Source organism: Pseudomonas sp. HR96 (genome assembly GCF_034059295.1).
Taxonomy (GTDB): Bacteria; Pseudomonadota; Gammaproteobacteria; order Pseudomonadales; family Pseudomonadaceae; genus Aquipseudomonas.
Genome location: NZ_CP139141.1, coordinates 2,593,255 through 2,618,656 on the forward strand (window position 1 = coordinate 2,593,255; position 25,402 = coordinate 2,618,656).

Annotated in this window: 22 protein-coding genes; 9 read left to right on the forward strand and 13 right to left on the reverse strand. The window is 65.9% G+C overall.

Features of this window, described 5'->3' with window-relative positions:
* The first annotated feature begins 17 nt into the window (after nt 1–17).
* The 3 genes from SFA35_RS11880 (at nt 18) to SFA35_RS11890 (ending at nt 3,338) form a co-directional block, all read left to right on the forward strand.
* The gene (locus SFA35_RS11880; protein WP_320578559.1) at nt 18–242 is read left to right on the forward strand and encodes a hypothetical protein; all 225 of its coding nucleotides are present in this window, start codon (nt 18–20) and stop codon (nt 240–242) included.
* A gap of 394 nt (nt 243–636) precedes the next feature.
* Complete coding sequence (locus SFA35_RS11885) at nt 637–1,998, forward strand: MFS transporter (RefSeq protein ID WP_320578561.1); 1,362 nt, start codon at nt 637–639, stop codon at nt 1,996–1,998.
* 167 nt (nt 1,999–2,165) lie between these two features.
* The gene (locus tag SFA35_RS11890) at nt 2,166–3,338 is read left to right on the forward strand and encodes an alpha-hydroxy acid oxidase (protein WP_320578563.1); all 1,173 of its coding nucleotides are present in this window, start codon (nt 2,166–2,168) and stop codon (nt 3,336–3,338) included.
* 864 nt (nt 3,339–4,202) lie between these two features.
* Here SFA35_RS11890 and SFA35_RS11895 read toward each other — a convergent pair.
* On the reverse strand, nt 4,203–4,472 hold the full coding sequence (locus SFA35_RS11895) for a DUF3077 domain-containing protein (RefSeq protein ID WP_320578565.1): 270 nt from the start codon (nt 4,470–4,472) through the stop codon (nt 4,203–4,205).
* A gap of 665 nt (nt 4,473–5,137) precedes the next feature.
* Between SFA35_RS11895 and SFA35_RS11900 the strand changes: the two genes are divergently transcribed.
* Nucleotides 5,138–5,788: a hypothetical protein gene (locus tag SFA35_RS11900; RefSeq protein ID WP_320578567.1), complete on the forward strand. Its 651-nt coding sequence runs from the start codon at nt 5,138–5,140 to the stop codon at nt 5,786–5,788.
* A 1,612-nt stretch (nt 5,789–7,400) separates the two neighbouring features.
* On the opposite strand, the gene SFA35_RS11905 is transcribed toward SFA35_RS11900, so the two are convergent.
* The gene (locus SFA35_RS11905; RefSeq protein ID WP_320578569.1) at nt 7,401–8,411 is read right to left on the reverse strand and encodes an asparaginase; all 1,011 of its coding nucleotides are present in this window, start codon (nt 8,409–8,411) and stop codon (nt 7,401–7,403) included.
* A gap of 416 nt (nt 8,412–8,827) precedes the next feature.
* Here SFA35_RS11905 and SFA35_RS11910 point away from each other — a divergent pair, with 416 nt between their 5' ends.
* The gene (locus SFA35_RS11910; protein WP_320578571.1) at nt 8,828–11,248 is read left to right on the forward strand and encodes a glucose/quinate/shikimate family membrane-bound PQQ-dependent dehydrogenase; all 2,421 of its coding nucleotides are present in this window, start codon (nt 8,828–8,830) and stop codon (nt 11,246–11,248) included.
* 89 nt (nt 11,249–11,337) lie between these two features.
* Nucleotides 11,338–12,156, forward strand: a complete 819-nt coding sequence (gene nfsA, locus SFA35_RS11915; protein WP_320578572.1) for an oxygen-insensitive NADPH nitroreductase — start codon at nt 11,338–11,340, stop codon at nt 12,154–12,156.
* A gap of 17 nt (nt 12,157–12,173) precedes the next feature.
* Here nfsA and SFA35_RS11920 read toward each other — a convergent pair whose 3' ends face one another.
* Entirely contained in the window at nt 12,174–13,361 is a 1,188-nt protein-coding gene (locus SFA35_RS11920) for an MFS transporter (protein WP_320578574.1), read from the reverse strand.
* Between the two features lie 194 nt (nt 13,362–13,555).
* On the opposite strand from SFA35_RS11920, the gene SFA35_RS11925 reads away from it, so the two are divergent.
* Nucleotides 13,556–14,719, forward strand: a complete 1,164-nt coding sequence (locus SFA35_RS11925) for an MFS transporter (protein WP_320578576.1) — start codon at nt 13,556–13,558, stop codon at nt 14,717–14,719.
* Nucleotides 14,720–14,749: 30 nt separating this feature from the next.
* Here the strand turns inward: SFA35_RS11925 and SFA35_RS11930 are convergent, their stop codons facing one another.
* From SFA35_RS11930 to SFA35_RS11955, 6 genes are all read right to left on the reverse strand, one after another.
* Nucleotides 14,750–14,908, reverse strand: a complete 159-nt coding sequence (locus SFA35_RS11930) for a hypothetical protein (RefSeq protein WP_320578578.1) — start codon at nt 14,906–14,908, stop codon at nt 14,750–14,752.
* Nucleotides 14,909–14,936: 28 nt separating this feature from the next.
* A complete protein-coding gene (locus tag SFA35_RS11935) occupies nt 14,937–15,794 on the reverse strand; it encodes an SDR family oxidoreductase (RefSeq protein WP_320578580.1) in 858 nt (285 codons plus the stop codon).
* A gap of 111 nt (nt 15,795–15,905) precedes the next feature.
* Nucleotides 15,906–16,469 carry a TetR/AcrR family transcriptional regulator gene (locus SFA35_RS11940; RefSeq protein WP_320578582.1) on the reverse strand — a complete coding sequence of 188 codons (564 nt, stop codon included), beginning with the start codon at nt 16,467–16,469 and terminating at the stop codon, nt 15,906–15,908.
* Between the two features lie 136 nt (nt 16,470–16,605).
* Nucleotides 16,606–17,301, reverse strand: coding sequence for a glutathione S-transferase family protein (locus SFA35_RS11945; protein WP_320578583.1), 696 nt, complete (start codon nt 17,299–17,301; stop codon nt 16,606–16,608).
* Nucleotides 17,302–17,515: 214 nt separating this feature from the next.
* Nucleotides 17,516–18,655, reverse strand: coding sequence for an FMN-dependent L-lactate dehydrogenase LldD (lldD, locus tag SFA35_RS11950; protein WP_320578585.1), 1,140 nt, complete (start codon nt 18,653–18,655; stop codon nt 17,516–17,518).
* 63 nt (nt 18,656–18,718) lie between these two features.
* Nucleotides 18,719–19,018, reverse strand: a complete 300-nt coding sequence (locus SFA35_RS11955; RefSeq protein WP_414058515.1) for an ArsR/SmtB family transcription factor — start codon at nt 19,016–19,018, stop codon at nt 18,719–18,721.
* A gap of 95 nt (nt 19,019–19,113) precedes the next feature.
* On the opposite strand from SFA35_RS11955, the gene SFA35_RS11960 reads away from it, so the two are divergent.
* Nucleotides 19,114–20,205, forward strand: coding sequence for an NADH:flavin oxidoreductase/NADH oxidase (locus SFA35_RS11960; RefSeq protein WP_320578588.1), 1,092 nt, complete (start codon nt 19,114–19,116; stop codon nt 20,203–20,205).
* A gap of 10 nt (nt 20,206–20,215) precedes the next feature.
* Here SFA35_RS11960 and SFA35_RS11965 read toward each other — a convergent pair whose 3' ends face one another.
* From SFA35_RS11965 to SFA35_RS11975, 3 genes are read right to left on the reverse strand one after another with little or no spacing between them, the layout of a single operon-like run.
* Nucleotides 20,216–21,490: an FAD-dependent oxidoreductase gene (locus tag SFA35_RS11965; protein ID WP_320578589.1), complete on the reverse strand. Its 1,275-nt coding sequence runs from the start codon at nt 21,488–21,490 to the stop codon at nt 20,216–20,218.
* Nucleotides 21,490–22,431, reverse strand: coding sequence for a dihydrodipicolinate synthase family protein (locus SFA35_RS11970; protein ID WP_320578592.1), 942 nt, complete (start codon nt 22,429–22,431; stop codon nt 21,490–21,492). Before SFA35_RS11970 ends, SFA35_RS11965 begins: the two co-directional genes overlap by 1 nt.
* A 39-nt stretch (nt 22,432–22,470) precedes the next feature.
* Nucleotides 22,471–23,400, reverse strand: coding sequence for a 4-hydroxyproline epimerase (locus tag SFA35_RS11975; RefSeq protein ID WP_320578594.1), 930 nt, complete (start codon nt 23,398–23,400; stop codon nt 22,471–22,473).
* Nucleotides 23,401–23,555: 155 nt separating this feature from the next.
* On the opposite strand from SFA35_RS11975, the gene SFA35_RS11980 reads away from it, so the two are divergent.
* Nucleotides 23,556–24,341 carry an AraC family transcriptional regulator gene (locus tag SFA35_RS11980; RefSeq protein WP_320578982.1) on the forward strand — a complete coding sequence of 262 codons (786 nt, stop codon included), beginning with the start codon at nt 23,556–23,558 and terminating at the stop codon, nt 24,339–24,341.
* On the opposite strand, the gene SFA35_RS11985 is transcribed toward SFA35_RS11980, so the two are convergent.
* Nucleotides 24,274–25,233 carry a LysR substrate-binding domain-containing protein gene (locus SFA35_RS11985; RefSeq protein ID WP_320578595.1) on the reverse strand — a complete coding sequence of 320 codons (960 nt, stop codon included), beginning with the start codon at nt 25,231–25,233 and terminating at the stop codon, nt 24,274–24,276. The two genes, SFA35_RS11980 and SFA35_RS11985, sit on opposite strands and share 68 nt — an antisense overlap.
* Nucleotides 25,234–25,402 lie beyond the last annotated feature (169 nt).

Genomic DNA, 25,402 nt, shown 5'->3' on the forward strand with positions numbered 1-25,402 from the left:
CAATTCGGAGCAAGGCCATGCAGATCGAACGGTTGGACAACATACAACATGACCTGGAGGACACCGCCGCTCATCTCGACGCGTTGTCGCGCATGCTCCGCGGCCACGCCTTGTACCTGCGCCATTCGCGCCTGGCCGACAACTCCGCCGATATCGCCTTTATCGAACGCCACCTCAGTGGCCTGGACCTGTCCATCAGCGACCTGCGCGGGGTGGCTCGCAACATCGCCAAGGTTGCCTGACGCCCCAGGCATCAGCGGCAGGGGGCATCGCCCCCCAAGCGGCCGCCAGGTCGATCGGTAATGCCTGCACAGAAATTTTTCATGTTTTTTTTCATTGCCCCGCAGCCCCCAGCCCACATGGCCTAGCGCCATTACCTCGGACATATCGTCGCAGGCCGTCTCTGCCCCGGCGGTTGTGCTGAATCCATTCAGGTGCGATAACAAAAAGGCAACAGACGCCAAGATCCCAACAATAGTGGATATGAGCGTCGCTGCCTGCCGCCGGATTCGTCGAGCCTCTGGCCCGACCCGGTGACCGCCAACGGCGCGCGTTCAAGCCTGCCCACACAGTCAACCTCGTAGAGGCCATTCATTTGGCGCGCCCAAGCGCCAGCAGCAAAAAAGGACCGGACCATTGAGCGATCAATCCACTCCGCAATCCCCATTCGTACGCCTGTGCGACAGATTCGGCATCCCTCCAGCGTTGTTCTGGGGCTTCGTCGGCCTGCTGATCTTCATGATCGGTGACGGTGTCGAGCTGGGCTACCTCTCGCCCTACCTCAGTAGTCGTGGCATGGACGAAAGTCGTATCGCCACCGTCTTTACCCTCTACGGCGTCACCGTCGGAATCTCCTCCTGGCTCGCCGGCGCGCTGTCCAATCTGTGGGGCCCGAAACGGGTCATGCTACTCGGCCTGATCATCTGGAGCCTGTTCGAGGCGTTGTTCCTGATCTACGGCCTGAAAACCCTCAGCTACTCGATGATCCTGCTGACCTACGGCCTGCGCGGGTTCGGCTACCCACTGTTCGCCTACGGCTTTCTGGTGTGGATCGCCGCCGCCACGCCTTCGCGCAAGATGGGCCTGGCGGTCGGCTGGTTCTGGGTGGCCTACGCGGCTGGGCTGCCGACGCTGGGTTCCCTGGTGGCCAGTTTCGCCATCCCGCTGATCGGCGCGCTGAACACTTTCTGGCTGTCGTTCGCGCTGGTGGTATTGGGCGGCATCGTCGGCCTTGTCGGCCTGCGCGAAGCCCACGGCATGCGCCGCCTGGCCCCCGAAGGGGAGCGGCCGCTGGTGTCCATGGCCAAGAACGTCACCATCATGTGGCACCGGCCCAAGGTCACCCTGGCCGGAGTCGTGCGGATCATCAACACCTCGTCGATGTTCGGCTTTCTGGTGGTGCTGCCGGGCTTCTTCATGCACACCGTCGGCTTTACCCTGGAGCAGTGGCTGCGCCTGCTGACCATCGTGTTCGTGTTCAACATCATCGGCAATATCACCTCCAGCGTCGTCAGCACTCGCCTGGGCTATCGCAACACCATCCTCTGGCTGGGCGCCATCGGCAGCACCGTCAGCACGCCGCTGTTCTTCTTCATGCCGCAGATGTTCCCGCACAACTTCCTGCTGGCTTCGCTGTTCGGCGCGTTCTACGGCCTGACCCTGGCCTGCTTCGTGCCGCTGTCGGCCCTGGCGCCGGCGCTGGCACCGCAGAACAAGGCGGCCGCCCTGTCGGTGCTGAGCCTGGGCGCGGGGGCATCGACCTGGGTCGGCCCCGCCGTGGTGGCCATCTTCAGTGAGCGCTTCGGCCTGGCCGGGGTGGTCTGGGCGTTCACCGGCCTCTACGCGCTGAGCGCGGTGCTCATGCTGTTTCTCAAGGACCCCGAGCCGGTGCACGAACCGTTGTACCTGTGGCAGCGTCTGACCAAGACCCAACGCCGGGTCAAGGTGCGCGCACCGCGCCTGGACACCCGCTGGGCCCACGCCGCGCGCAACGACTGAAATGGCCTGCCCGAGCACCAGCGGCCGTGAGGGCCCGCTGCGTGCCCCATCCCGGGGCATCAGGCGGCGCTCGGGCGGGGTTGCCAGCCGGTGATTCCTGCACGCGGCGGCTTGGCGCGCCGCTTGCTTGACCTGTCTATACCGCTCTGTCACTTCAGGATTAGTCGATGCGCCGATACCACACTGGCAATGATCTGGCGCGGGTGCAGAGCATCCCCGAGCTGGCCGACCTGGCCCGGCGGCTGCTGCCGCATTTCGTTTGGGAGTACCTCGCGGGCGGGGCGGAGGAAGAGATCACACTGACTGCCAACGGCCGCGACTTCGAGCGCCTGGGCCTGTGCCCGCGAACCCTGCGTGGTGTGCACTCGCCACAGCTGGACACCATCTTGAGCGGCCGCCCCTCGGCGCTGCCGCTGGCCATTGCGCCCACCGGCTACAACGCCATGCTGCGACGTGACGCCGACCTGCTGCTGGCCCGCGCCGCCACCGCCAAGGGGGTGCCGTTCTGCTTGAGCACCGTGTCCACCAGCGCCATGGAGCAGATTGTCGAGCAGGTGCCCGACGTCAACCTGTGGCTGCAGCTCTATTGTCTGCGCGACCCCAAGGTGCAGGAAGATCTGCTCAAGCGCGCCGAGCGTCTGCAGGTGTCGACCCTGCTGCTGACCAGCGATGCCACCGTGCTCGGCAACCGCGAGTGGGACCGGCGCAATTTCGTGCGCCCGCAACAATTGACCCTGCGCAACAAGCTTGACGTGCTCGGCCACCCGCGCTGGATGCTCAACACCTTGTGGCCGCGCGGCATGCCCAGCCTGGGCAATCTCAATCGGTATCTGCCCAGGGAGGCGCAGAACGCCGCCGGCGCGCAGAACTTTCTCGGCAACCAGATGGACACCGCACTGGACTGGCAGGCCCTGGCCAGGTTGCGCGAGCGCTGGTCTGGCCTGCTGATTCTCAAGGGCGTGCTGCACCCGGCCGATGCCGAACGAGCCCTGGCCCTGGGCCTGGACGGCATCGTCGTGACCAACCACGGCGGTCGCCAGCTGGACGGCAGCCCGTCGTCGATCTCGGTATTGCCGACGATCGCTGCAGCGGTCAAGGGCCGGATGCAGATCCTGCTCGACAGCGGCGTGCGCCGTGGTAGCGACATCGTCAAGGCCATGGCCCTGGGCGCTGATGGCGTGTTAGTGGGGCGGGCCACGCTGTTCGGCGTCGCCGTGGGCGGCCAGGCGGGGGCGCAGAAAGCGTTGCAGCTGCTGGCCGACGAGTTGCGTCGCAGCCTGATCCTGCTGGGGTGCGAGGGGGTGGGGGAGTTGGCGGGGCAGGAGCTGATCAGGTATTGAGGTGGTACAGCGCAGCTACGCAGGCGCGCGATGGGGCCAGCCACGACAACGATGAGTGGCTAGCTGGCACTCTCCGGGGGGGCGATGGCGGCCATGATTGAATTTCACAACAGACGTGGGAGGGGCAAAGCCCCGAGAGGCCGCCAGGCCGGTTTGATCTTCGAGCGCCCGGCCAAATGTCCAATATGGCCACCACCGGCCGCCCGCGCGGCCTATCGCCAGCTTCGCCGGCTCCTACATCGGTTGCGATTTATATGCATCCAATGGCATCGCCTATGACCGCTCTTGATGTTCGACGATCGCTCGCCATGCACCAAGGCGGTCGTAGGCAATGCCACTGGAACGGCACGTTCGAAGCAAATGTGGGAGCCGGCGAAGCTGGCGATAGGCCGGGCGGGCGGCCGGTGGTGGCCGTGATTGCATTCCAGGTCAGACCCCGGACCTGATCGAATCAAACCGGCCTTGCGGCCTCTCGGGGGCTTTGCCCCCTCCCACATCACAGGCGCAACACGCCACGACGTGGGAGGGGCAAAGCCCCGAGAGGCCGCCAGGCCGGTTTGATCTTCGAGCGCCCGGCGAAATGTCCAATAGGGCCACCACCGCCCTATCGCGGGCTTCGCGCGCCCTTGTTCGTTTCGAGTGCGTGCATCCAGTGGCATCGCCCATGACCGCTCTTGATGTTCGGCGACAGACCGCCAAGCACCAAGGCGGTCATAGAAGATCAGCCTGGAACGGCACGTTCGAAACAAACGTGGGAGCGCGCGCGGGCGGCCGGTGGTGGCCGTGATTGAATCTCGAGGCGGCCGCTGGTGGCCATATCGCACCTCAAGCCAGGCAGCCCCAGCGGTCGCCACCTAGCCATCATTAGACCAGCAACGAGTCCGTCAGCGCCCTGGCCGCTTCGATGCTGTTGATCGTCGACCACAACAATCCCCGGTCCGCCATCGGCGTGTCGCACATTTCCAGGGCCGACGCGTGGCCGCAGGCAAGGAGGTGGGCGATATGAGTGAGGGCATCTTTCAACGGGATGCCGGGATTGACGCTGAAGGGGTCGGGCGTGTCGATGTTGGGGCTGCCGAAGGGCAGGGCGGTGGTAGTGACGATGCGGTGGGGGTCGAGCTTGGGATCGGTCATGGTGGAGCTCCTAGGATTGAAGAAGCCGCCACAGATCGCTACTAAACGATGGGGTGGCAGCTGTGACACAGGTTAGTAGACCAGAGACCTAGGACCCGGCGCACACGAGGTGCCCTGCGCACAGCTGCCATAACGATTTTTCTGCAGACGTGAGTCGGCAAAACGCTATGTAGCTGAAGCGCCTAGGTTTGGTCGGGCTACTAACCCCGGCCGCTGATTTGGCAGCGGCGGCAGAAGGTTAGCCGAGCGGGGCAGCGAACACAACCGGACTCCGGTGGGCGCCTGCCAGATCGATCTTCTGGCCTTTCGGGGTCCATGATCCGACCCACATTAGATCGGCGCCCGACATAGAAGGGGGCCGGCCGGGCGCTCCCGACGCCCCCGAGCGGCCGCAAGGCCGGTTTGATCTTCGAGCGCCCGGCGAAATGTCCAATATGGCCACCACCGGCCGCCCGAGCGGCCTATCGCGGGCTTCGCGCGCTCCTACGTTTGTTTCGATTGCGTGAATCCAGTGGCATCGCCCATGACCGCCTTTGATGTTCGACGATAGACCGCCAAGCACCAAGGCGGTCATAGGAAATGCCACTGAAACGGCACGTTCGAAACAAACGTGGGAGCGCGCGAAGCCCGCGATAGGCCGCGCGGGCGGCCGGTGGTGGCCGTGATTGAATCTCGAGGCGACCGCTAGTGGCCATATCGCACCGCAACCCAGGCAATTCACCTCAATAGTCGCGTTTTGCATTTGCTTACCCGGCATGGCACTCTTCAATGCCCTGCCGCGTTCGCACTTGCCCATGTCCCCCTGGATAACACGCCTGTTCAACGGCCTTGAGCCCAAGGTCCATATCGTCTGGCTGGCCCTATTTTTGGCCTATCCCATCGCCGACTGGATCGCCGGGGAGCCGGTCATGATCGACAGGCCCTTGGCCCGCAGCGAGGGGCGTATCACCTGGGTAGACAATCAGCGAAATGGCTACAAGCTGTTGATCCGAGCGGATGACGCCGGTGAAGCGTCCGAGCAGCTGTTCATCTGGCATAGCCGCAGCCTGGTCCATTCCCCGGCGTTGATCGCCTCCGGCCAGAAGCTCAAAGTCGAGCGCTATGGCAACGCCGTGGCGAACTGCTGGGTAGGGGACACGCAAGTCTGCTTTGCCCGATGCTCAAGCGAGCTGCAATGTCAGCAGCAGGAGCACGCCAGCGACCGCTGGTTACTGCCGGGGTGGATGGCCGTGACCTTGTTCGGCTACCTGTTCACCTTGGCATGGGTGGCCTGTGGCGGCCAGATTTTCAAGACACCCCACAGACCAGGCAGATAAAAGGGCCACCACCGGCCGCCCGCGCGGCCTATCGCCAGCTTCGTCGGCTCCTACATCGGTTGCGATTTATATGCATCCAATGGCATCGCCTATGACCGCTCTTGATGTTCGACGATCGCTCGCCATGCACCAAGGCGGTCGTAGGCAATGCCACTGGAACGGCACGTTCGAAGCAAATGTGGGAGCCGGCGAAGCTGGCGATAGGCCGCGCGGGCGGCCGTTGGTGGCCGTGATTGCATTCCAGGTCAGACCCTGGATCTGATCGAAGATCAAACCGGCCTTGCGGCCTCTCGGGGGCTTTGCCCCCTCCCACATCACAGGCGCAACACGCCACGACGTGGGAGGGGCGAAGCCCCGAGAGGCCGCAAGGCCGGTTTGATCTTCGAGCGCCCGGCGAAATGTCCAATAGGGCCCACCACCGGCCGCCCGCGCGGCCTATCGCGGGCTTCGCGCGCTCCCACGTTTGTTTCGAACGTGCCGTTCCAGCGGCATCACCTATGACCGCTTTTGATCTTCGGGGCGTTCATCGGTGATGGCCTCTGAATGCTTACGCCCGAAACAAACGGAGCGCGCGAAGCCCGCGATAGGCCGCGCGGGCGGCCGGTGGTGGCCGTGATTGCATTCCAGGTCAGACCCTGGATCTGATCGAAGATCAAACCGGCCTTGCGGCCTCTCGGGGGCTTTGCCCCCTCCCACATCACAGGCGCAACACGCCACGACGTGGGAGGGGCAAAGCCCCGAGAGGCCGCCAGGCCGGTTTGATCTTCGGGCGCCCGGCGAAATGTCCAATAGGGCCCACCACCGGCCGCCCGCGCGGCCTATCGCGGGCTTCGCGCGCTCCCACGTTTGTTTCGAACGTGCCGTTCCAGCGGCATCACCTATGACCGCTTTTGATCTTCGGGGCGTTCATCGGTGATGGCCTCTGAATGCTTACGCCCGAAACAAACGGAGCGCGCGAAGCCCGCGATAGGCCGCGCGGGCGGCCGGTGGTGGCCGTGATTGCATTCCAGGTCAGACCCTGGATCTGATCGAAGATCAAACCGGCCTTGCGGCCTCTCGGGGGCTTTGCCCCCTCCCACATCACAGGCGCAACACGCCACGACGTGGGAGGGGCAAAGCCCCGAGAGGCCGCCAGGCCGGTTTGATGTTCGAGCGCCCGGCGAAATGTCCAATATGGCCAACACCGGCCGCCCGCGCGGCCTATTGCGGGCTTCGCGCGCTCCTTGTTCGTTTCGAGTGCGTGCATCCAGTGGCATCGCCTATGGCCGCTGGATGCCTACGCCCGAATCAACCGTAGGATCGCGCGAAGCCCGCGATAAGGCCGCGCGTGCGGCGGGTGGTGGCCTTGATTGAGTCTCAAGACCGGCCTGGCGGCCTCTCGGGGTCTTCGCCCCCTCCCACAAGGGATTGGCGATCAAAGTGGGAGGGGTCGCAGGCCCCGAGAGGCCGCCAGGCCGGTTTGATCTTCGAGCGCCTGGCGAGATGTCCAATATGGCCACCCCCGGCCGCCCGCGCGGCCGGGGGTGGCCGTGATTGAATCTCGAGGCGGCCGCTAGCGGCCATATTGAACGAGCGAAAAAGCCGGTGTGATCTTCCAGCTCCCGTGACCCCCTCACAGCCGCGGCAACTCGAACCGGCACTCCACCCGCCCCACGGGCTCGCCACGTACACTGCGCACCTGGCTGTCGAGCCACGGCGCAAGGGCCGGATGCTCGGCCACCAGCCCCAGCTGCAACAGCGCGCGTACCACTGTCACATACAAAGCGCCAAGCCCACCGTCGGCAATCTTCACGGCAAGTCCCAGGCCGCGACTGCGCACGGCAACGGTATAGATCCCGTCCGCGCCCACCTTGCCGATGCAGTCACCCGCCGATGCCTGCGCAATGGCATGATCGCAACGCCCACTCCCGGAGACTATTTGCGGATGCTCAGCCATGGCGGTCGCCACTGTGTGCAAAGCCTTGTCGTAGTCGCCATCGATACCTGAGTCACCCGCCGCCAACCTCGCCCACAGCCTGGCCAGGCTCGACAAGGGCATGCCGTAGTTCAAAGCGCTGCAGCCGTCGATGCCGGTCCACAGCCGAGCCTCGGCGACACCGGCGAGTTCGGCCACGCTGCGGCGAATATCCTGTTGCAGGGGATGGTCGGGGTGCAGATAGTCCTGCCCATGACCGTGCAGCGCGCAGAATCCGAGAAATCCTGCATGTTTTCCTGAGCAGTTGTTGTGGCGTTGATCGAAGCGGCTCCCGGCTGGCGGCAGGTTGGATTCGCCATAATAGATGGGAACCTGGCAACCACACTGCAGATCGGCTTCAACGTGGCCTACCTTCTTCAACAGAGACTCGACGGTGTCGATATGAAAGCCCTCGCCCGAATGGCTGGCGCAGGTCATGGCGATCTCCGCCGGGATCAGGCCGAAGTGCTGTTGGCCGCCGTCGCGCAGCAGCGCCAGCGCCTGAAAAGGCTTGAGGGTAGAGCGGGAAAAGACGTAGGCGCCTGGGTCACCCAGCTGAGTGACGATGGCCCCGGCCGTGTCCGTGATCACCAGCGAGCCGTGGTGAATGCGCTCGATGTGGTGGTTGCGGGTGGCGACAGCCAGAGGGATATGGGCAGGTGTGAGCATGAGCTGAGCCGTGTTGATTTTTGATTGTGGTGAGTAGAGCAGGGTCCGGCGAGGTGTGCCACGGCCATTCGCCACAGTAAACCCGGGGTTCTTGACTCTTGCCGGGACGGCGCGCACCCCCCAACCCCCACTGTTACCAGATTGGCAATGATCCATATCAATCTTTCATCTTTTTTAACTGGCCCCGGGGGCCTACTCTCCCAACCCATTGCCCAACCGCTCGCCCCGCTCTGGCCCGGGCCTTCTGGCGGGGCATGCCGTGCCCCGCTGAGCGCCTCGAGGGCAGGAGGTGCGCGGCAGGCTGAACCCTTTCCCCTGATGAACTCGAACTAACCGACGCTTTGCAACGTCGGATCAGCGACCATCCTTTTTACGACATTTTTTGTTACATCCCTCAATCACGGAGAACTTCACTTATGAGCACTGACGGTGCTGTGAGTCAACGCCGCCTGCTTCCGACCTTGCTCGGGCTGGTACTGGTGTTGATGGGCCTGGCCATGTTGGTGGGCGGCATCAAGCTGGCCACCCTGGGCGGCTCGCTGTATTACCTGATTACCGGTGTGCTGGTGGCCATTACTGGCGGCCTGGTGATCACCCTGCGGCGCTCGGCGCTGGGGCTGTATGCCCTGGTGCTGTTCGGCAGCACCTTGTGGTCGTTGTGGGAGGTGGGCCTGGACTGGTGGCAGCTGGTGCCACGCCTGGCCTTGTGGTTCGTGCTGGGCATTGTGCTGTTGCTGCCGTGGTTCCGCCGCCCCCTGGTGGTCGGTCAGCCTTCGGCCAAAGGCACTGCCGGTTTGACCTTGGCGGTGGTGTTGGCGGGCGTTTGCGCGATTGCCAGCCAGTTCACCAACCCGGGTGAGATCAAGGGTTCGCTGGACCGCGACAGCGCCGGGACCAGCAACACCGCCCCGGGCATGCCCGATGGCGACTGGCAGTCCTACGGCCGCACGCCGTACGGCGACCGCTACTCGCCGCTGGCGCAGATCACCCCGGAGAACGCCAACAAGCTGGAACCGGCCTGGACCTTCCGTACCGGCGACATCCCGGGCCCGAACGACCCGAGCGAGACCACTGCGGAAAACACCCCGCTCAAGGTCAACGGCATGCTCTATGTGTGCACGCCGCACAGCCAGGTCATCGCCCTGGACCCGGACAGCGGCAAGGAAATCTGGCGCTTCGACCCGAAGATCAGCACGCAGAACGCGGCCAACTTCAAGGGCTGGGCGCATATGACCTGCCGTGGCGTGTCGTATCACGATGACGCGGCCTACGCCGACGCCAGCGCGACGACGCCAGCCCAGAGCCCGACGCCGGAAGCCGCTGCCGCGAGCAACGCCTGCCCGCGCCGGATCTTCGTGCCCACCGCCGACACCCGTCTGATCGCCCTGAACGCCGACACCGGCAAGATGTGCGAAGACTTCGGCGACAAGGGCCAGGTCGACCTGCACGCCAACATCGGCACCTTCAAGGCCGGTGGTTACTACTCCACCTCGCCACCCGCCGTCACCAAGGACCTGGTCATCATCGGCGGCCACGTCAGCGACAACGTTTCCACCGACGAGCCTTCCGGTGTAGTGCGCGCCTATGACGTGCACGACGGCCACCTGGTGTGGAACTGGGACAGCGGCAACCCGGACGACACCGCGCCGATCGCCCCGGGCAAGACCTACACCCGCAACTCGCCGAACATGTGGTCGCTGATCGCCACCGACGAGAAGCTGGGCATGCTGTACCTGCCGATGGGCAACCAGATGCCTGACCAATGGGGCGGCAACCGCACCCCCGAGTCGGAAAAATACAGCGCTGGCGTGACCGCGCTGGACATCAACACCGGCAAGGTCAAGTGGACCTACCAGTTCACTCACCACGACCTGTGGGACATGGACGTCGGTGGCCAGCCGTCGCTGGTCGACATCAAAACCGCCGACGGCATCCAGCCTGCGGTCATGGCATCGACCAAGCAGGGCAGCATCTACGTGCTGGACCGCCGCAACGGTCAGCCGATCGTGCCGATCAACGAAGTGCCGGTGCCGCAGGGCGCTGTCGCCGGCGACCACACTGCACCGACCCAGCCCAAGTCGGACCTCAACTTCATGCCGCCGCCCCTCAAGGAACGCGACATGTGGGGCGTAACCCCGTTCGACCAGATGCTCTGCCGGATCGACTTCAAGTCGCTGCGCTATGACGGCCCGTTCACGCCGCCATCGCTGCAAGGCTCGATCGTCTACCCAGGCAACTTCGGGGTGTTCGACTGGGGCGGCGTCTCGGTCGACCCGATCCGTCAGGTGGCCTTCGTCAACCCGAACTACATGGCCTTCCGTTCCAAGCTGGTGCCGGCCAGTGAAGTGGATGCCGGTCCTGGCAGCAAGAGCGAAACCGAAGGCGTGCAGCCGAACAAGGGCGCGCCTTATGGCGTGATCCTCGAAGCGCTGCTGTCGCCGATCGGCCTGCCGTGCCAGGCACCCGCCTGGGGTTATGTGGCAGCGGTCGACCTGACCAACCACAAGACCATCTGGATGCACAAGAACGGCACCGTGCGCGACAACTCGCCGGTTCCGCTGCCGCTGACCATGGGCGTACCGGCGCTGGGCGGCACCTTCAACACCGCCAGCGGCGTGTCCTTCATGAGCGCCACGCTGGACCAGTACCTGCGTGCCTATGACATTCGCAACGGCAAGCAGCTGTGGGAAGGGCGCCTGCCCGCAGGCGCGCAGACCACGCCTATGACCTACACCGGCAAGGACGGTCGCCAGTACGTGCTGGTAGTGGCTGGCGGGCATGGCTCGCTGGGCACCAAGCAGGGTGACTATGTGATGGCGTTTGCCCTGCCGAAGTGATCTGGCGCGGTAGATGAAAAAAAACGGCTCCCACTTCGGGGGCCGTTTTTCTATGCAAAAATGCCTGACTTCTTGATGGGACGATATCCATGACCGAACAGACCCAAGCCCGCCTGGCCTCCCGCTACGGCCAGCCCGACATCCAGCCGCCAGCCAGCTGGAGCCCGGTCCTCGACCAACTGCTGGAACACCGCAGCGTGCGCTCCTTTGCCGATACGCCGCTGCCCGAAGGCACGCTGCAAGCGCTGATCGCCGCCGCGCAATCGGCCGCCAGCTCGTCCAACCTGCAGGTGTGGAGCGTGGTCGCGGTGCAGAGCCCGGAGCGCAAGGCGCGGCTGTCGGCGCTGGCCGGCAACCAGGCGCACATCCGCCAGGCGCCACTGTTTCTGGTGTGGCTGGCCGATCTCTCGCGGGTCGAGCGGGTGGCCGAGCGCCAGAACGTCGAGCTGGCGGCGGTGCCGTATCTGGAGAGCCTGCTGCTGGGCACCATCGACGCCGCCCTGGCTGCGCAGAACGCCGTGGTGGCGCTGGAGTCGCTGGGCCTGGGCAGCGTCTACATCGGCGCCATCCGCAACGACATCGAGGCCGTGGCCAAGGAATTGAACCTGCCGCCCCAGGTGTACCCGGTGTTCGGCCTGTGCGTGGGTTACCCCTCGGCGGACAACACCGCCAAGGTCAAGCCGCGCCTGCCCCAGGCGGCCGTGCTGCACCACGAAACCTACCAGGCGGGCGATGCGGCGGCGATTGCCCAGTACGATCAGAGCCTGGGCGCCTTCTACCAGAAAGAGGGGCTCAAGGCCCAGGGCTGGTCGGAGCAGGTGATCAACCGCCTGCAGAACGTTGCCAACCTGCACGGGCGTGAGCGCCTGGTGGAAGAGTTGACGCGGTTGGGGTTTGGCATGAAGTAAGCGTGCAGCCCGAAACGTCAGTCGCCGCCACGCATCCGCCGGGCCAGGAAAAACACCCCCAACCCAGCCAACGCCGTCACTGCGCCAATGTACCCGGTGCTGGTCCAGCCCAGCCCCGCGGTAATCGCCATGCCGCCGAACCAGGGCCCCAGCGCGTTGGCCAGGTTGAACGCGGCATGGTTGGACGCCGCTGCCAAACTGGGCGCCTCATGGGCGATGTCCATCAGGCGGATCTGCAACGGCGCGGCGAGGGCGACCATGGTGCCGATCAGGCCGATGCCCAGCAGCACACCCCATAGCGAACCGGCGGCGAACGGGAAGAACAGCAGCACGGCGATTGCCCACACCAGCACCACGCCGACAGCGCGAAACTGCAGGCGGTCGAACAGTTTGCCGCCGGCGATGTTGCCGATGATGCCGCCCACGCCAAAGGCCGCCAGGCCGAAAGGAATCCACTGGGCGGTGACGTGGGTGACGTCGAGCATGGTCGGCGCCAGGTAACTGAACACGCAGAACATCCCGGAAAAGCCCACGGCACCAATCGCCAGCGCCATCCACACCTGCGGCTTGGTGAATGCGCGCAATTCCTTGCGCGGGTCGCTGCGCGGCTCGTCGCGGCGGTCGGGTACGTACTGCCAGACCAGCACAATCGTCAACAGAGCGATGGCCCCGACCAAAGCGAACGCCGAGCGCCAACCAAACCACTGCCCCAGGAAGGTGGCGATCGGATTGCCCAGCAGCATGGCCGAGGTCAGGCCGATCATCACCCGTGCCACGGCGCTGGCGCGGTGGGCCGCCGGGACCATGCTCGAGGCGACCACCGCCGCGATGCCGAAGTAGGCGCCGTGGGGCAGGCCGCTGATGAAGCGGAACACCAGCAGGGCGTTGGCCGAGGGAGTGAACGCGGTGGCGAGGTTGCCCAGGGCATACAGCACCATCAGCAGCATCAGCATGTGCTTGCGCAGCAGCTTGGCGCCGAGAATCGCCAGCAGCGGGGCGCCGACCATGACCCCCAGGGCGTAGGCGCTGATGGCGTGGCCGACCTGCGGCTCGCTCAGGTGCAGGTTGCTGGCGATATCGGGCATCAACCCCATGATGGCGAACTCGCCGGTACCGATGGCAAAGGCGCCCACGGCCATGGCGGCTTCCATCTTGGCCGCTTCGCGCGCGGGCAGAACCTGCCCCAGGGTTTGCTGGGTGGACATGCGTGGCTCCAGTGACAGTACGAAAAAAAGCATTGAAGCGTCTAGAACAGGCATCCGCGCCAGAGTTCCGGGCGCAGTGCGACCTGCGCGAGTTTGCCACAGGCAGGGCCTGCAATCGGCCAAGCGGCTGGCACAGGTCGGTCAGGCAGTGCATGCTGTCGGCCTTTTCCGCTCACCGAGGACATTGCCGCTCCATGGCTCATTCGCTCAACCCACGGGTCTACGTACTGACCTTCACCGCCTTTGTGATGTTGTCTTCGGAGTTCATCGTCGCCGGCCTGTTGCCGCAGATCGCCACGGCGTTGCAGATCAGCATCGGCGACGCCGGCTGGCTGGTGACCGCCTTTGCCGTGGGCATGGGCGTCAGCGCGCCGGTGATCGCGGCCTTCACTCACAAGGTCAGCCTGCGCCACCTGCTGATTGCCGCCTGTGTGGCGTTGGTGCTGGGCAACACCTTATGCGCGGTGACGCGCCAGTTTCCCCTGCTGCTGCTCGGCCGCGCCCTGGGCGGGGTCGGCGTGGCCATCTTCTGGACCAACGCGGCGCTGACGGCCGCAGCGATCAGCGCGCCCGAGGTCAAGACCCTGGCCATGTCGCGGGTGCTGATCGGCGTGTCGATCGCCTCGGTGGTCGGTGTGCCGTTGGGCAAGGCGGTCAGCGACCTGTGGGGCTGGTCCGAGGCGCTGGTGCTGATGGCCGTACTCAGCGTGCTGGCGCTGCTGATGGTCATGCGCTGGGTGCAGGTGCCGGCCGGCGACCCTCAGCAGGCCCATCCGAGCCTGGCCCAGAGGCTCAAGGCGCTGGGCAGCCGGGAGATTGCCCTGGCGCTGCTCAGCTATCTGCTGGTGTTCGGCGGCATCATGGCGCTGTTCAGCTACCTGGCGACTTTTCTGATCCGCTACAGCGACCTGCCGGCCGGCTATGTCACGCCGCTGCTGGCGCTGTACGGGGTCGCCGATATCGTCGGCAACCTGCTGATTGCCAAGCGGGTACCCGACCCGCTGGACGGCCTGTTCAAACGCCTGCTGGTGGTACTGGGCCTGGCGATGCTGGCGCTGTCGCTGTTCGGCACCCGGCTCTGGCTGCTGCCACTGGTGATCGTGGTGATCGGCGGCTGCCATGCCGCCAGCGGCCTGCTGACCGGCCTCGACATTCTGCGCCGGGCCGGAGCCAACGCGCGTCTGGTCGGGGCCTTCAATGTGGCGGCCATCAATGTCGGGATCGTGCTGGGGGCATTGACTGGCGGCCTGCTCATCGACCACGTTGGCCTGCAGTTCATCGGCTGCCTGGGCGCAGCCTTCATCGCCCTGGCACTGCTGACCCGGGCCTGCATGCCGCCAGCCCGGCCGGCCAGCTGAGCGCGGCCGGCGTTGCTGGCACCTGCGGGGTTACTTCTTGTCGGCGTCAGCGTCGGACTTCTGCATCTGCACCGAGGCCTTGCTCTTGTCGGAGTTGTCGTTGTTGTTCTTGCTGCTGCTGTCGAAGCAGCCGTTGAGGGCGGCCATGCAGACAATCAGGATCAATGGGCGGATCAAGGAAGTGGTCATGTCGTGCTCCTGAGGATAGAAAGGTCGTTTACAGCATGGGTTTGCCGCCGGTGACGCCGAACCGCGAGCCGGAAACATAGCTGGATTCGTCCGACGCCAGCAGCACATACAAAGGCGCCACTTCCACGGGCTGGCCAGGGCGTTTGAGCGGGGTCTGCGAACCGAATGCCTTGACCTCGTCGCTGGGCATGGTCGAGACGATCAGCGGCGTCCAGATCGGCCCTGGGGCCACGCTGTTGACGCGGATATTGCGCTCGCCAAGCATCTGCGCCAGGCCGCCGGTAAAGTTGGCGATGGCGCCCTTGGTGGTGGCGTAGGCCAGCAGCGAGGGGCTGGGCATGTCCGAGTTCACCGAGCTGGTGTTGATGATCGAGCTGCCCGCCGGCATGTGCGGCAGCGCCGCCTGGCAGATGCGGAACATCGCCGTGATGTTGACGTTGACCGTGCGCAGCCATTCCTCGTCGGGGATTTCCTCGAGCGTGGCATGGGTCTGCTGGAAGGCGGCGTTGTTCACCAGCACGTCGATGCGGCCGAACTGCTGCACGGTGCGTTGCACCACGTCCAGGCACTGACTGCGCTCGGCCAGGTCGCCAGGCAGCAGCAGGCACTCGCGTCCGGCGGATTGCACCCAGTGTGCGGTCTCGCGGGCATCGTCGTGCTCGTCGAGGTAGGCGATGGCGACATCCGCGCCTTCGCGGGCGAAGGCAATGGCCACCGCGCGGCCAATGCCGCTGTCACCGCCGGTGATCAGCGCCACCTTGCCGGCGAGGCGGCCATGGCCGACGTAACTGTCCTCGCCGCAATCAGGGACGGGCTGCATGCGCTGCTGACTGCCGGGCACGGCTTGCGGCTGCTCGGCGAAGGGCGGGGTGGGGTAGGTTTTCATGGCGTTGCTCCAGAAGAGGAATCGGGCCTGCTAGATTTTCCGACTGGAGTGGGTGGAGCAGGGTTCAGGATTTTTTCTGTGGGGTAGGCTGTGCAGGCGGTTGAGCCGCGCTCAATCGAGCAGCGGCCCACACATCCGGTAGGTTTCGATCAACGAGTCGAACAAGCCGATGTCCGAGCGGCTGCGGGCCAGCAACTGGGCGCCCGCCACCGCAGCGAAGATGGCCCGGGCGCGGGCCTCGTGCTGCTCGACCGGGCCGATCCGGGCGGCCGCCAGTTGTCGCTGCAGCCACTGGATATTGACCTCGGCGAAGGCCTGGATCTCCCGGGTCAGTTCGCTGGGCAGGTTGTCGGTTTCCGCGCCGAGGAAACTGCCCAGGCACAGGCGGTTTTCGGCTTCCAGGGAGCGGCGAAAGATTTGCGGAAAACGCTGCAGGGCTGCCGCAGGCCCGGTTGATTCGGCACTGAGGGCCTCAAGGGCGGCAGCGCCGTCCTGCCAATAGCGCCGCGCCACCTCCACGCCCAGGTCTGCCTTGCTCGGGAAGTGGTAGTAGATGCTCGCCGCCTTGATGCCCACGGCCTGGGCCAGGTCGCGGTAGTTCAAACCGTTGTAGCCCTGGGACTGGGCGATCCGGGTGGCAGCCAGGAGAATGGCCTCTCGGGCGTTGCTGTTCATGTCAGGGCCGGCGTGCGCTCGTAACGATGTCTGGGGGCCGCCAAGATAGCGGGGTTTTCCCGGCAAGCCAATAAGCGGCTGGCCGGGCACCGGCACAACCGCCGGGCCGCCATCAAGGACAGCGGCCCGCTTGCGGTCACTTGCCATCCAGCTCCGCCACGCCGCTCTGGCCATCTGCATACGCCGCCTTGAACGCCGGCCGTTGCTGCCAGCGCTGCCAGTAGCTGTCCAGGTGCTCGAAGCGCTCGTCGAGCGGCGTCGCGTTGACCGGAAACTTGGAAAAGGCGATGGCGGTCGCCAGGGTGATGTCGGCGAAGGTCGGCTCGGCGCCGCCCAGCAGCCACTCACGGCCGTCAGCCAGGTGTCGGTTGACCAGCGCGGCATGGGCCAGCGCCTCCTTGCGGCAATGCTCGCCCCAGGCTTCGTTGCGGGTCAGCTCCAGCTTGAAGCCCAACCCGGTGTGCAGGACATGGAAGGCGGTGACGATGCGGTACAGGATGTGCACCCACACGCGGTTGTCCCACATGCTGTCCAGCCCTTGCTCCAGCGGCGTTTCACCCATGATCTTGCGCCCAGGCCAGGCCTGGTCCAGATAGCGCGCGATGGCTGCCGTCTCGGCGAGGTAGCTGCCGTCGGCCAGCTCCAAGGTCGGCGTTTCGCCCCACGGGTTCATGTTCAAGTGCCGCCAGCCACGCTGCTGACCACCGGGCGCCATGTCGTAGATGATCTCTTCGAACTGGTCGGCGATGCCTTTTTCATGCAGGAACAGGCGCAGGCGCTGCGGGTTGGGGAACGCCGAGGGTGAGGTATACAGCTTGAGGGGAGCGGGCATAAGGGAGGACCTTGGAAGGATGATGAAGGGGCCTAACAGTTGTTAGGCTGGAGTGCAGATTGCGCCCTGGCGGCAATTCGGTCAATGACTAACTAACAGTTGTTAGGTTTGCCTGGACCAACGGTCGATCCTAGCCTGGATTGATCGCTGTACCGGGCGAGGGGGTAGGGGGCACAGCCCCCCTGGAGCCGCCAGGCCGTTTTGGTCCTGGAGATCAGACACCCGGCACCAGCGATTCACGACCGATTTCGGCCACCGATCGCGCCCCGGTCAGCACCATGGCGACGCGCATTTCCTTCTCGATCAAGTCCAGCAGATTGCTCACGCCGGCCCCCCCGGCTACCGCCAGGGCGTAGATGAAGGCGCGGCCCAGCAGCACCGTGTCGGCGCCCAGGGCGATCATGCGCACGATGTCCAGGCCGCTGCGGATGCCGGAGTCGGCAAGGATGGCCAGCTGGCCCTTGACGGCGTCGGCGATGGCCGGCAGCGCGCGGGCGCTGGACAGCACGCCGTCGAGCTGGCGGCCGCCGTGGTTGGAGACGACGATGCCGTCGGCGCCGAAGCTGACAGCGTCGCGGGCGTCCTGCGGGTCGAGGATGCCCTTGATGACCATCGGCCCCTGCCAGTAGTCGCGAATCCACTCCAGGTCCTTCCAGGAGATCGAGGGGTCGAAATTGCTGCCCAGCCAGCCGATGTAATCGGCCAGGCCCGTGGGGTTGCCGCGATAGGCGCTGATATTGCCCAGATCATGGGGCCGGCCGAGCAGGCCGACGTCCCAGGCCCAGGCCGGATGGCTGAAGGCTTGCAACATGCGTCGCAGCGGGCCGTGGGCGCCGCTCATGCCGGAGTGGGCATCGCGGTAGCGCGCGCCGGGCACGGGCATGTCGACGGTGAAGATCAGTGTGGTGACCCCGGCGGCCCTGGCGCGCTCCAGCGCGTTCTTCATGAAGCCGCGATCCTTGAGCACATAGAGTTGAAACCACATCGGCCGGCTCAGGTGCGGCGCGACTTCTTCGATCGGGCACACCGACACGGTCGACAGGGTGAAGGCAATGCCCTTGGCGTCGGCCGCCTTGGCCGCCTGCACTTCACCGCGGCGGGCGAACATGCCGAGCAGGCCCACCGGGCCCAGCGCCGCCGGCATGCTCAGGGTCTGGCCGAACAGGGTGGTGCTCAGGTCGAGTTCGGACATGTTGCGCAGCACGCCCTGGCGCAGGGCGATGTCAGCCAGGTCGCTGACGTTGTGCCGCAGGGTGTGCTCGGCATAGGCGCCACCGTCGGCGTAATGGAACAGGAAGGGTGGCAGTTTGCGTTCGGCGGCGGCGCGGTAGTCGGTGGAGGCCGAAATGATCATCGGTAACCTGCTCTCTTGTGGGATGGGCTGCTCTGTATATAGCCCATCTGACCGCTCGAGCGCCTATCGCTGGGAAAGAATCGCCGCCAGCAGCCCGGGAAAGCGCGCCTCCAGCACGTCGCGGCGCAGGGAATTCATGTGCGTGGTGCCGGCGCTGCGGGTGTGCACCAGGCCGGCGTCACGCAGCACGCGAAAGTGATGGGACATGCTCGACTTGGGCCGCCCGCCGTCCAGTTCGCCGCAGGTGGCCTCGGTAACCCCGGCCAGGCAACGGACGATTTCCATGCGCACGGGGTCGCTCAACGCGTGCAACAGGCGTTCGAGGGTCAGGTCTTCGGGGGTAGGGTGGAGGAAGGCGCGCATGGGGCGAATGATAACAGGGGTATCGCTGATTACCATAGTTCGATTACTATCGAACCATTGCCACTTGTCATTCACCCATCTTATGGAGTCTCACCATGGCTGCTTTGTTCGAACCCTACACGCTCAAGGACGTCACCTTGCGCAACCGCATCGCGATTCCGCCGATGTGCCAGTACATGGCCAATGACGGCATCGTCAACGATTGGCACCAGGTGCACCTGGCCGGCATGGCTCGCGGTGGCGCCGGCCTGCTGGTGGTGGAAGCCACCGCCGTGGCCCCTGAAGGCCGCATCACCCCCGGCTGCGCGGGTATCTGGAGCGATGCCCACGCCGAGGCTTTCGTGCCCATGGTCAAGGCGATCAAGGCTGCCGGCTCCGTGCCGGGCATCCAGATTGCCCACGCCGGGCGCAAGGCCAGCGCCAACCGTCCGTGGGAGGGCGATGATCACCTGGCTGAAAATGACCCGCGCGGCTGGCAGACCCTTGCGCCGTCGGCCATCGCCTTCGGTGCCAACCTGCCGAAAGTGCCCAAGGCCATGACCTTGGACGACATCGCCCGGGTCAAGCAGAACTTCGTCGACGCCGCGCGCCGCGCCCGTGATGCCGGCTTTGAGTGGATCGAGCTGCACTTCGCCCACGGTTACCTGGGCCAGAGCTTCTTCTCCGAGCACTCCAACCAGCGCACCGACGCCTACGGTGGCAGCTTCGACAACCGTTGCCGTTTCCTGCTGGAGACCCTCGCTGCGGTTCGCGAAGTCTGGCCGGAGCATCTGCCACTGACCGCGCGGTTCGGCGTGCTGGAGTATGACGGTCGTGACGAGCAGACCCTCGAAGAGTCCATCGAACTGGCGCGCCGCTTCAAGGCCGGCGGCCTGGATCTGTTGAGCGTCAGCGTCGGGTTCACCATCCCTGAGACAGACATCCCGTGGGGCCCGGCTTTCATGGGGCCGATCGCCGAACGTGTGCGCCGCGAAGCGGGCCTGCCGGTGACCTCGGCATGGGGCTTCGGCACCCCGCAACTGGCTGAAGCAGCGTTGCAGGCCGGCCATCTCGACTTGGTGTCGGTGGGGCGCGCACACCTGGCCGATCCGCACTGGGCGTACTTCGCCGCCAAGGAATTGCAGGTCGACAAGGCCTCCTGGACCCTGCCGGCGCCCTACGCCCATTGGCTGGAACGCTACCGCTGAGGCCGGCAGTTCAAGGGGTGCCCTGGAAAAACCGACCCAGCCGGTAGGGCTCCACGGCCGGCACGCCCTGCCAGCCGGCCGTCGGCGTGGCCAGTCTGCCGACCATCTGCGCGGTCACCGCCGCCTGGGTCAACCCCAGGTGCTGGTGACCGAAGGCAAGCAGCACTTTGCCGTCGCACAGGCGGTCGATGACCGGCAGCGAATCGGGCAGCGATGGCCGAAAGCCCATCCACGGGCTGGCGCCCTCGCAGCTCAGGTCACGCTCGAACAAGCCTTGGCTGAGCCTGTGCAACTGCCACGCCCGCTGCATGTTGGCCGGGCGTTGCAAGCCGGCGAACTCCACCGTGCCGGCCAGGCGCAGGCCGCCGCTCATGGGCGTCATGATGAAGCGACGTTCCAGCGAGGTGACGGCAAACGGCAGGCGTCCGGTTTCCTGGGGCAGCATCAGGTGATAGCCGCGCTCGGTTTCCAGTGGCACCGCCTTTCCCGTTAGTTGCCGTACCAGCGGCGCCGAGTGCGCCCCACAGGCCACCAGCACCTGCCTGGTCGTGAAGGGGCCGTCGGCGGTCATCAGGCTCACGCCGTCGGCGGTGACCTGCGCCCCCTCCACCCGTCGCTGCATAAACTGCACGCCCAGCGCGCCGGCAGCAGCGGCCATGGCCTGCACCACTTGGTACGGGTCGATGAAATGCCCGGTTTTTGCAAAGAACAGCCCGCCCTTGATGCGCGAGTGCAGCTGTGGCGCAGCGTCGCGCACGACGGCTGCGGGCCATAGCTCCACAGGCACCTGTTGCTCACCCATGCGTCCTTGCACAGCGGCGATCGCCCGCGCTGACTCGGCGTGCTCGAACACCAGCAGCGAACCGTCCAGCTTGAACAGATCAGCCTGCCCGATCGACTGCAGCAACTGCTGCCAGGCGCTCAAGCTGTTGTCGTTGAGTGCGCGCAAGCCCGCGACGGTGCGCTGCATCGGCGCCTCGCGCAGATTGCGCAACAGGCGCAGAAACCACGGCGCAGCCTGGGGCAGGTAGCGCCAGTCCAGGCGCAAGGGACCCAGGGGGTCGAGCAGCATGGCAGGCAGGCGCCTGAGAATCGAGGCATCGGCGATCGGAAACACCTGCTCGGTGGCCAGGTGCCCGGCGTTGCCGAACGAGGCGCCGCGCCCCGGCGGCTGCGGGTCGATCACCGTGACCTGCAGGCCCTGGCGCGCCAGCTGCAGGGCGCAGGCAACGCCGATCACGCCGGCACCGACCACGGCGATGTCGCAGTGAGTGGCCACCGGCATCAGCGCAGCGCTTCGGCCGACCAGTTGGCGTACCACTGGCGGAACAGCTGGTACTGATTCTCGGCGTAGCGGCGCTGGGCATCGCTGAGCACGTCGCTGGCGTTGAAGTGCAGGCGATATTCCTGGTCGCCGTTGAGCACCATCAGGTACTTGTAATACAGCACCAGGTCGCCGCCTTCGTCGAAGGAAGACAGCACTGCCAGCGCCGTTTCCAGCTCGCTGGCCTGGCGCCGCGCCTTGGCGTCGCCCTGGGCGGCCTGCCGACACAGCTCGACCAGCTGCAACACCTCGCGCGGCAGGGCGTTGCCGATGCCGGTGATTGCGCCGGTGGCGCCGCAGTTGACGAAACCGTGCACGACCTGGGTGTCGACGCCGACCATCAGGGTCACCTCGTCATCGCCCGAGGTGATGTGCTCGGCGGCGTAGCGCAGGTCAGTGGCGCCGCCGAACTCCTTGAAGCCGATCAGGTTGCGATGCTCGCGGCGCAGTTCGAAGAACAGCTCGGCGCGGGTGGCGAAGCCGTAGTAGGGGCTGTTGTAGATGATCGCCGGCAGATCGGGTGCCGCTTGCAGGATCGCGCTGAAGTGGGCCTTCTGGGCGGCGGCCGAGGTGCCCCGGGACAGCAGGCGCGGGATCACCATCAGGCCTTTGGCGCCGACCTTGGCCGCATGCGCGGCGTGGGCCACGGCTTCGGCGGAGTTGACCGCGCCGGTGCCGACGATGGTCGGGATGCCGGTCGCCACCAGGCGCGCCACGCCTTCCTGGCGCTGGGCCTGGCTGAGCAGCGGCCAGTCGCCCATGGAGCCGCAATAGACCACGGCGCTCATGCCCAGGTCGATCAGTTCGCGGGCCTTGGCCACCAGCGCGTCGAAATCCGGCTGGCGGTCGTCGGTGCAGGGCGTCATCAGGGCCGGGATGCAGCCGGTGAACACATTGCTCATGGAAAGCTCCTCGCTAGGAATGAAAGGCAGGTACGGGGCTCAGATGCCCCAGGCAAAGGGATCCTGCTCGTCGATCAGCAGGGTGCTGTCGGCGGTAATGAAGGCGCGACCGGTGATCAGCGGGCTGATCTGCCCGTCGCCGAGGCTCTGGTAGGTGCCGACGAACTGGCTGCCGGTGATGCTCGCCTGCACCCAGGGCTCACCCTCGGCCAGCTTGCCGTCGGCGGCCAGGCACGCCAGCTTGGCGCTGGTGCCGGTGCCACAGGGCGAGCGATCGTAGGCGCCACCGGGGCACATGACGAAGTTGCGGCTGTCGGCGCTGTCGTCGTCGGCAAACAATTCGATATGGTCGATCACCGCGCCGCCTTCGCCGGTGATGCCTTGCGCTTGCAGCGCCTGGAGCATCTGCCAGGTGAACTGGCTGAGGGCGGCGACGTTGTCCAGCTGCAGGGCCTGGCCATGCTCGGCCACCAGGAAGAACCAGTTGCCGCCCCAGGCGACGTCGCCCGTGACCTGGCCATGGCCTGGCACCTGCACCGCGACCTGTTGCCGGTAGCGCCAGGCCGGCACGTTGCGCAAGGTCACGTTGCCGTCCGGGTGCAGGGTGGCATCGACCGGGCCCACCGGTGTGTCGATCTTGTGCACGCCGGGGCCGATCATGCCCAGGTGATGCAGGGAGGCGACCAGGCCGATGGTGCCGTGGCCGCACATGCCCAGGTAGCCGGCGTTGTTGAAGAAGATCACCCCGCACACGGCGTCCGCCGACAGCGGCGGGCAGTACAGGGCGCCGACCAGCACGTCGTTGCCACGCGGTTCGAGCAGGCAGGCGCGGCGCCATTGGTCATGCTCCTCGCGCAGCGCACCGAGCCGCTCGGCCATGGTCCGGCCGGGCAGCGCCGGAAAGCCCTTCATCACCAGCCGGGTCGGCTCGCCGCCGGTGTGGGAATCGATAACGCGAACCTGCTTCATGGTGCACCTGCCGTTGCCTCGGGACTGCTCACAGCCTGAGCTTCACGGCGGCATTTTTATTGATGCCTTGCCACTGGCGCGATGACGAAATCGGCACAATGCTGTACATCTTCCCGCTCGCCCATCGATGGAGATCAACCATGACCGCGCAGGCCATGACCCCGCAGGCGCTGGCCGCCCTGTGCGCCCCCGGCGCGCAGCCGGCCCCGGACAGCCTGGAGCAGTGGCTGGGCAACGTGGCGCTGTTGCTGCCGATGCTCGACCTGATCGGCAACGCCGCCATCTTCGTCAAGGACAGCCAGGCGCGCTACGTGCTGGCCAATCGCACCCTGGTGCAGCGCTGCGGCTTCAAGCAATTGCAGCCGCTGCTGGGCAAGACCAGCGCCGAGATCTTTCCGGCGCAGCTGGGTTCGGCCTACACCGAGCAGGACCGCCAGGTACTGGAGCAGGGCCTGGTGCTGGAAGATCAGCTGGAGTTGCATCTGTATGGCAGCCGCGAGCCGGGCTGGTGCCTGACCCACAAGCGCCCGCTGTACGACCGCAGCGCCCGCATCATCGGCCTGGTAGGTATTTCCCTCGATTTGCACGCCGCCAGTGACAGCCACCCGGCCTACCAACGCCTGGCCGCCGTCGACGACTACATTGCCCGCCACTTCCAGCAGCGCATCGCCCTGAGCGAGTTGACCGCCATCGCCGGCTGCTCGGTGGCGCAGCTGGAGCGGTACTGCAAGCGGGTGTTCCAGCTGACCCCACGGCAGATGATCCAGAAGGCGCGCCTGGGTCATGCACACCGCCTGCTGCTGTCCAGCGTGCCGGTCACCGAGGTGGCGCTGCAGTGCGGCTACACCGACCACAGTGCCTTCAGCCGGCAGTTCAAGAGCCTGACCGGGCTGACCCCACGGCAGTATCGGCAGGCGGCCGCAGGCTCTGCGCCTGCCTGACCAGCCAGTCGTGCACGGCGCGCCGGGCGGGGTTGCGCAGGGCATCCTCACGGTAGGCGATGACGTATTTCTTGCGGGCGGCGATGGGCGCGCCGAAGGGGATGAGCAGGGCGCCACGCTGCAGCTCGTCGGTGATCAGGCTCTGCCGGGCGATGGCCACGCCCATGCCCATGATCGCCGCCTCGATGGTCAGGTGGTTGCGGTTGAAGGTGTGGCCGCGGCGCACGTCGATACCCCGCGCGCCGATGGCGCTGAGGTAGAACTCCCATTCGGCGTATTCGTAACTGCCGCGCCAGGCGGTGATGTCGTGCAGCACCGGGTAGTGCACCAGTTGTTCAGGGCCGTCGAGCGGCACGTCGGCGCGCAGCAGGCGCGGCGAACACACCGGGAACAGCCGTTCTTCCAGCAGCGAGGTGCTGGACAGGCCCGGGTAGCTGCCGTCGTTGAGGTCGATGGCCAGGTCGAAGTCGTCGTCACGCAGCGAGCCGCTGCTGTCTTCGGCGATGATCCGCAGTTGCAGGTCCGGGAAGGCCTGCTCCAGCGCCGGCAGGCGCGGCATCAGCCATTTCTGCAGGAACGAGGGAATGCAGCGCAGCTTGAACACCCCGCCGATCCGCCCGGAGTGCAGCAGGCGCAGCTCATCGTCGATGCGGCTGTGCACTTCGTTGGCGACGATCGCCAGGCGCTGGCCTTCGGCGGTCAGCTCCAGGCCGCGGCCGACCCGCAGGAACAGGGCAAAGCCGAGTTTCTCCTCGAGTTGCTTGATCTGCTGGCTGATGGCGCCGGGGGTGACGTGCAGTTCGTCGGCGCAACGGGTAAACGACATATGCCGCGCGGCGCAGGCGAAAACCTGCAGCCAGGCGTGCATCTGGGCGGTAAGGATACGGCTCATGGAACGCAGGGCCCTGTGAAAGCTGAGGGGCCATAGTAGCGTCATGCAGGGGTGATGTGGACCCGGCAAGCTCCTCATCGTCTTCCTGGATCGAACCGGCCTGGCGGCCTTTGAGGGCTGTACCCCCTCCCACCGGCGTGGGAGGGGGTACAGCCCTCAACTATTGCTT

What these genes read in the sequence shown, in the direction of transcription:
- SFA35_RS11930 (WP_320578578.1), bottom strand. Translation starts at nt 14,908, where the DNA reads ATGACCACTTCCTTGATCCGCCCATTGATCCTGATTGTCTGCATGGCC.
- SFA35_RS11895 (WP_320578565.1), bottom strand. Translation starts at nt 4,472, where the DNA reads ATGACCGATCCCAAGCTCGACCCCCACCGCATCGTCACTACCACCGCC.
- SFA35_RS11910 (WP_320578571.1), top strand. Translation starts at nt 8,828, where the DNA reads ATGAGCACTGACGGTGCTGTGAGTCAACGCCGCCTGCTTCCGACCTTG.
- SFA35_RS11960 (WP_320578588.1), top strand. Translation starts at nt 19,114, where the DNA reads ATGGCTGCTTTGTTCGAACCCTACACGCTCAAGGACGTCACCTTGCGC.
- nfsA (WP_320578572.1), top strand. Translation starts at nt 11,338, where the DNA reads ATGACCGAACAGACCCAAGCCCGCCTGGCCTCCCGCTACGGCCAGCCC.
- SFA35_RS11985 (WP_320578595.1), bottom strand. Translation starts at nt 25,233, where the DNA reads ATGAGCCGTATCCTTACCGCCCAGATGCACGCCTGGCTGCAGGTTTTC.
- SFA35_RS11935 (WP_320578580.1), bottom strand. Translation starts at nt 15,794, where the DNA reads ATGAAAACCTACCCCACCCCGCCCTTCGCCGAGCAGCCGCAAGCCGTG.
- SFA35_RS11965 (WP_320578589.1), bottom strand. Translation starts at nt 21,490, where the DNA reads ATGCCGGTGGCCACTCACTGCGACATCGCCGTGGTCGGTGCCGGCGTG.
- SFA35_RS11905 (WP_320578569.1), bottom strand. Translation starts at nt 8,411, where the DNA reads ATGCTCACACCTGCCCATATCCCTCTGGCTGTCGCCACCCGCAACCAC.
- SFA35_RS11975 (WP_320578594.1), bottom strand. Translation starts at nt 23,400, where the DNA reads ATGAAGCAGGTTCGCGTTATCGATTCCCACACCGGCGGCGAGCCGACC.
- lldD (WP_320578585.1), bottom strand. Translation starts at nt 18,655, where the DNA reads ATGATCATTTCGGCCTCCACCGACTACCGCGCCGCCGCCGAACGCAAA.
- SFA35_RS11970 (WP_320578592.1), bottom strand. Translation starts at nt 22,431, where the DNA reads ATGAGCAATGTGTTCACCGGCTGCATCCCGGCCCTGATGACGCCCTGC.
- SFA35_RS11925 (WP_320578576.1), top strand. Translation starts at nt 13,556, where the DNA reads ATGGCTCATTCGCTCAACCCACGGGTCTACGTACTGACCTTCACCGCC.
- SFA35_RS11880 (WP_320578559.1), top strand. Translation starts at nt 18, where the DNA reads ATGCAGATCGAACGGTTGGACAACATACAACATGACCTGGAGGACACC.
- SFA35_RS11980 (WP_320578982.1), top strand. Translation starts at nt 23,556, where the DNA reads ATGACCCCGCAGGCGCTGGCCGCCCTGTGCGCCCCCGGCGCGCAGCCG.
- SFA35_RS11940 (WP_320578582.1), bottom strand. Translation starts at nt 16,469, where the DNA reads ATGAACAGCAACGCCCGAGAGGCCATTCTCCTGGCTGCCACCCGGATC.
- SFA35_RS11890 (WP_320578563.1), top strand. Translation starts at nt 2,166, where the DNA reads ATGCGCCGATACCACACTGGCAATGATCTGGCGCGGGTGCAGAGCATC.
- SFA35_RS11955 (WP_414058515.1), bottom strand. Translation starts at nt 19,018, where the DNA reads ATGCGCGCCTTCCTCCACCCTACCCCCGAAGACCTGACCCTCGAACGC.
- SFA35_RS11945 (WP_320578583.1), bottom strand. Translation starts at nt 17,301, where the DNA reads ATGCCCGCTCCCCTCAAGCTGTATACCTCACCCTCGGCGTTCCCCAAC.
- SFA35_RS11920 (WP_320578574.1), bottom strand. Translation starts at nt 13,361, where the DNA reads ATGTCCACCCAGCAAACCCTGGGGCAGGTTCTGCCCGCGCGCGAAGCG.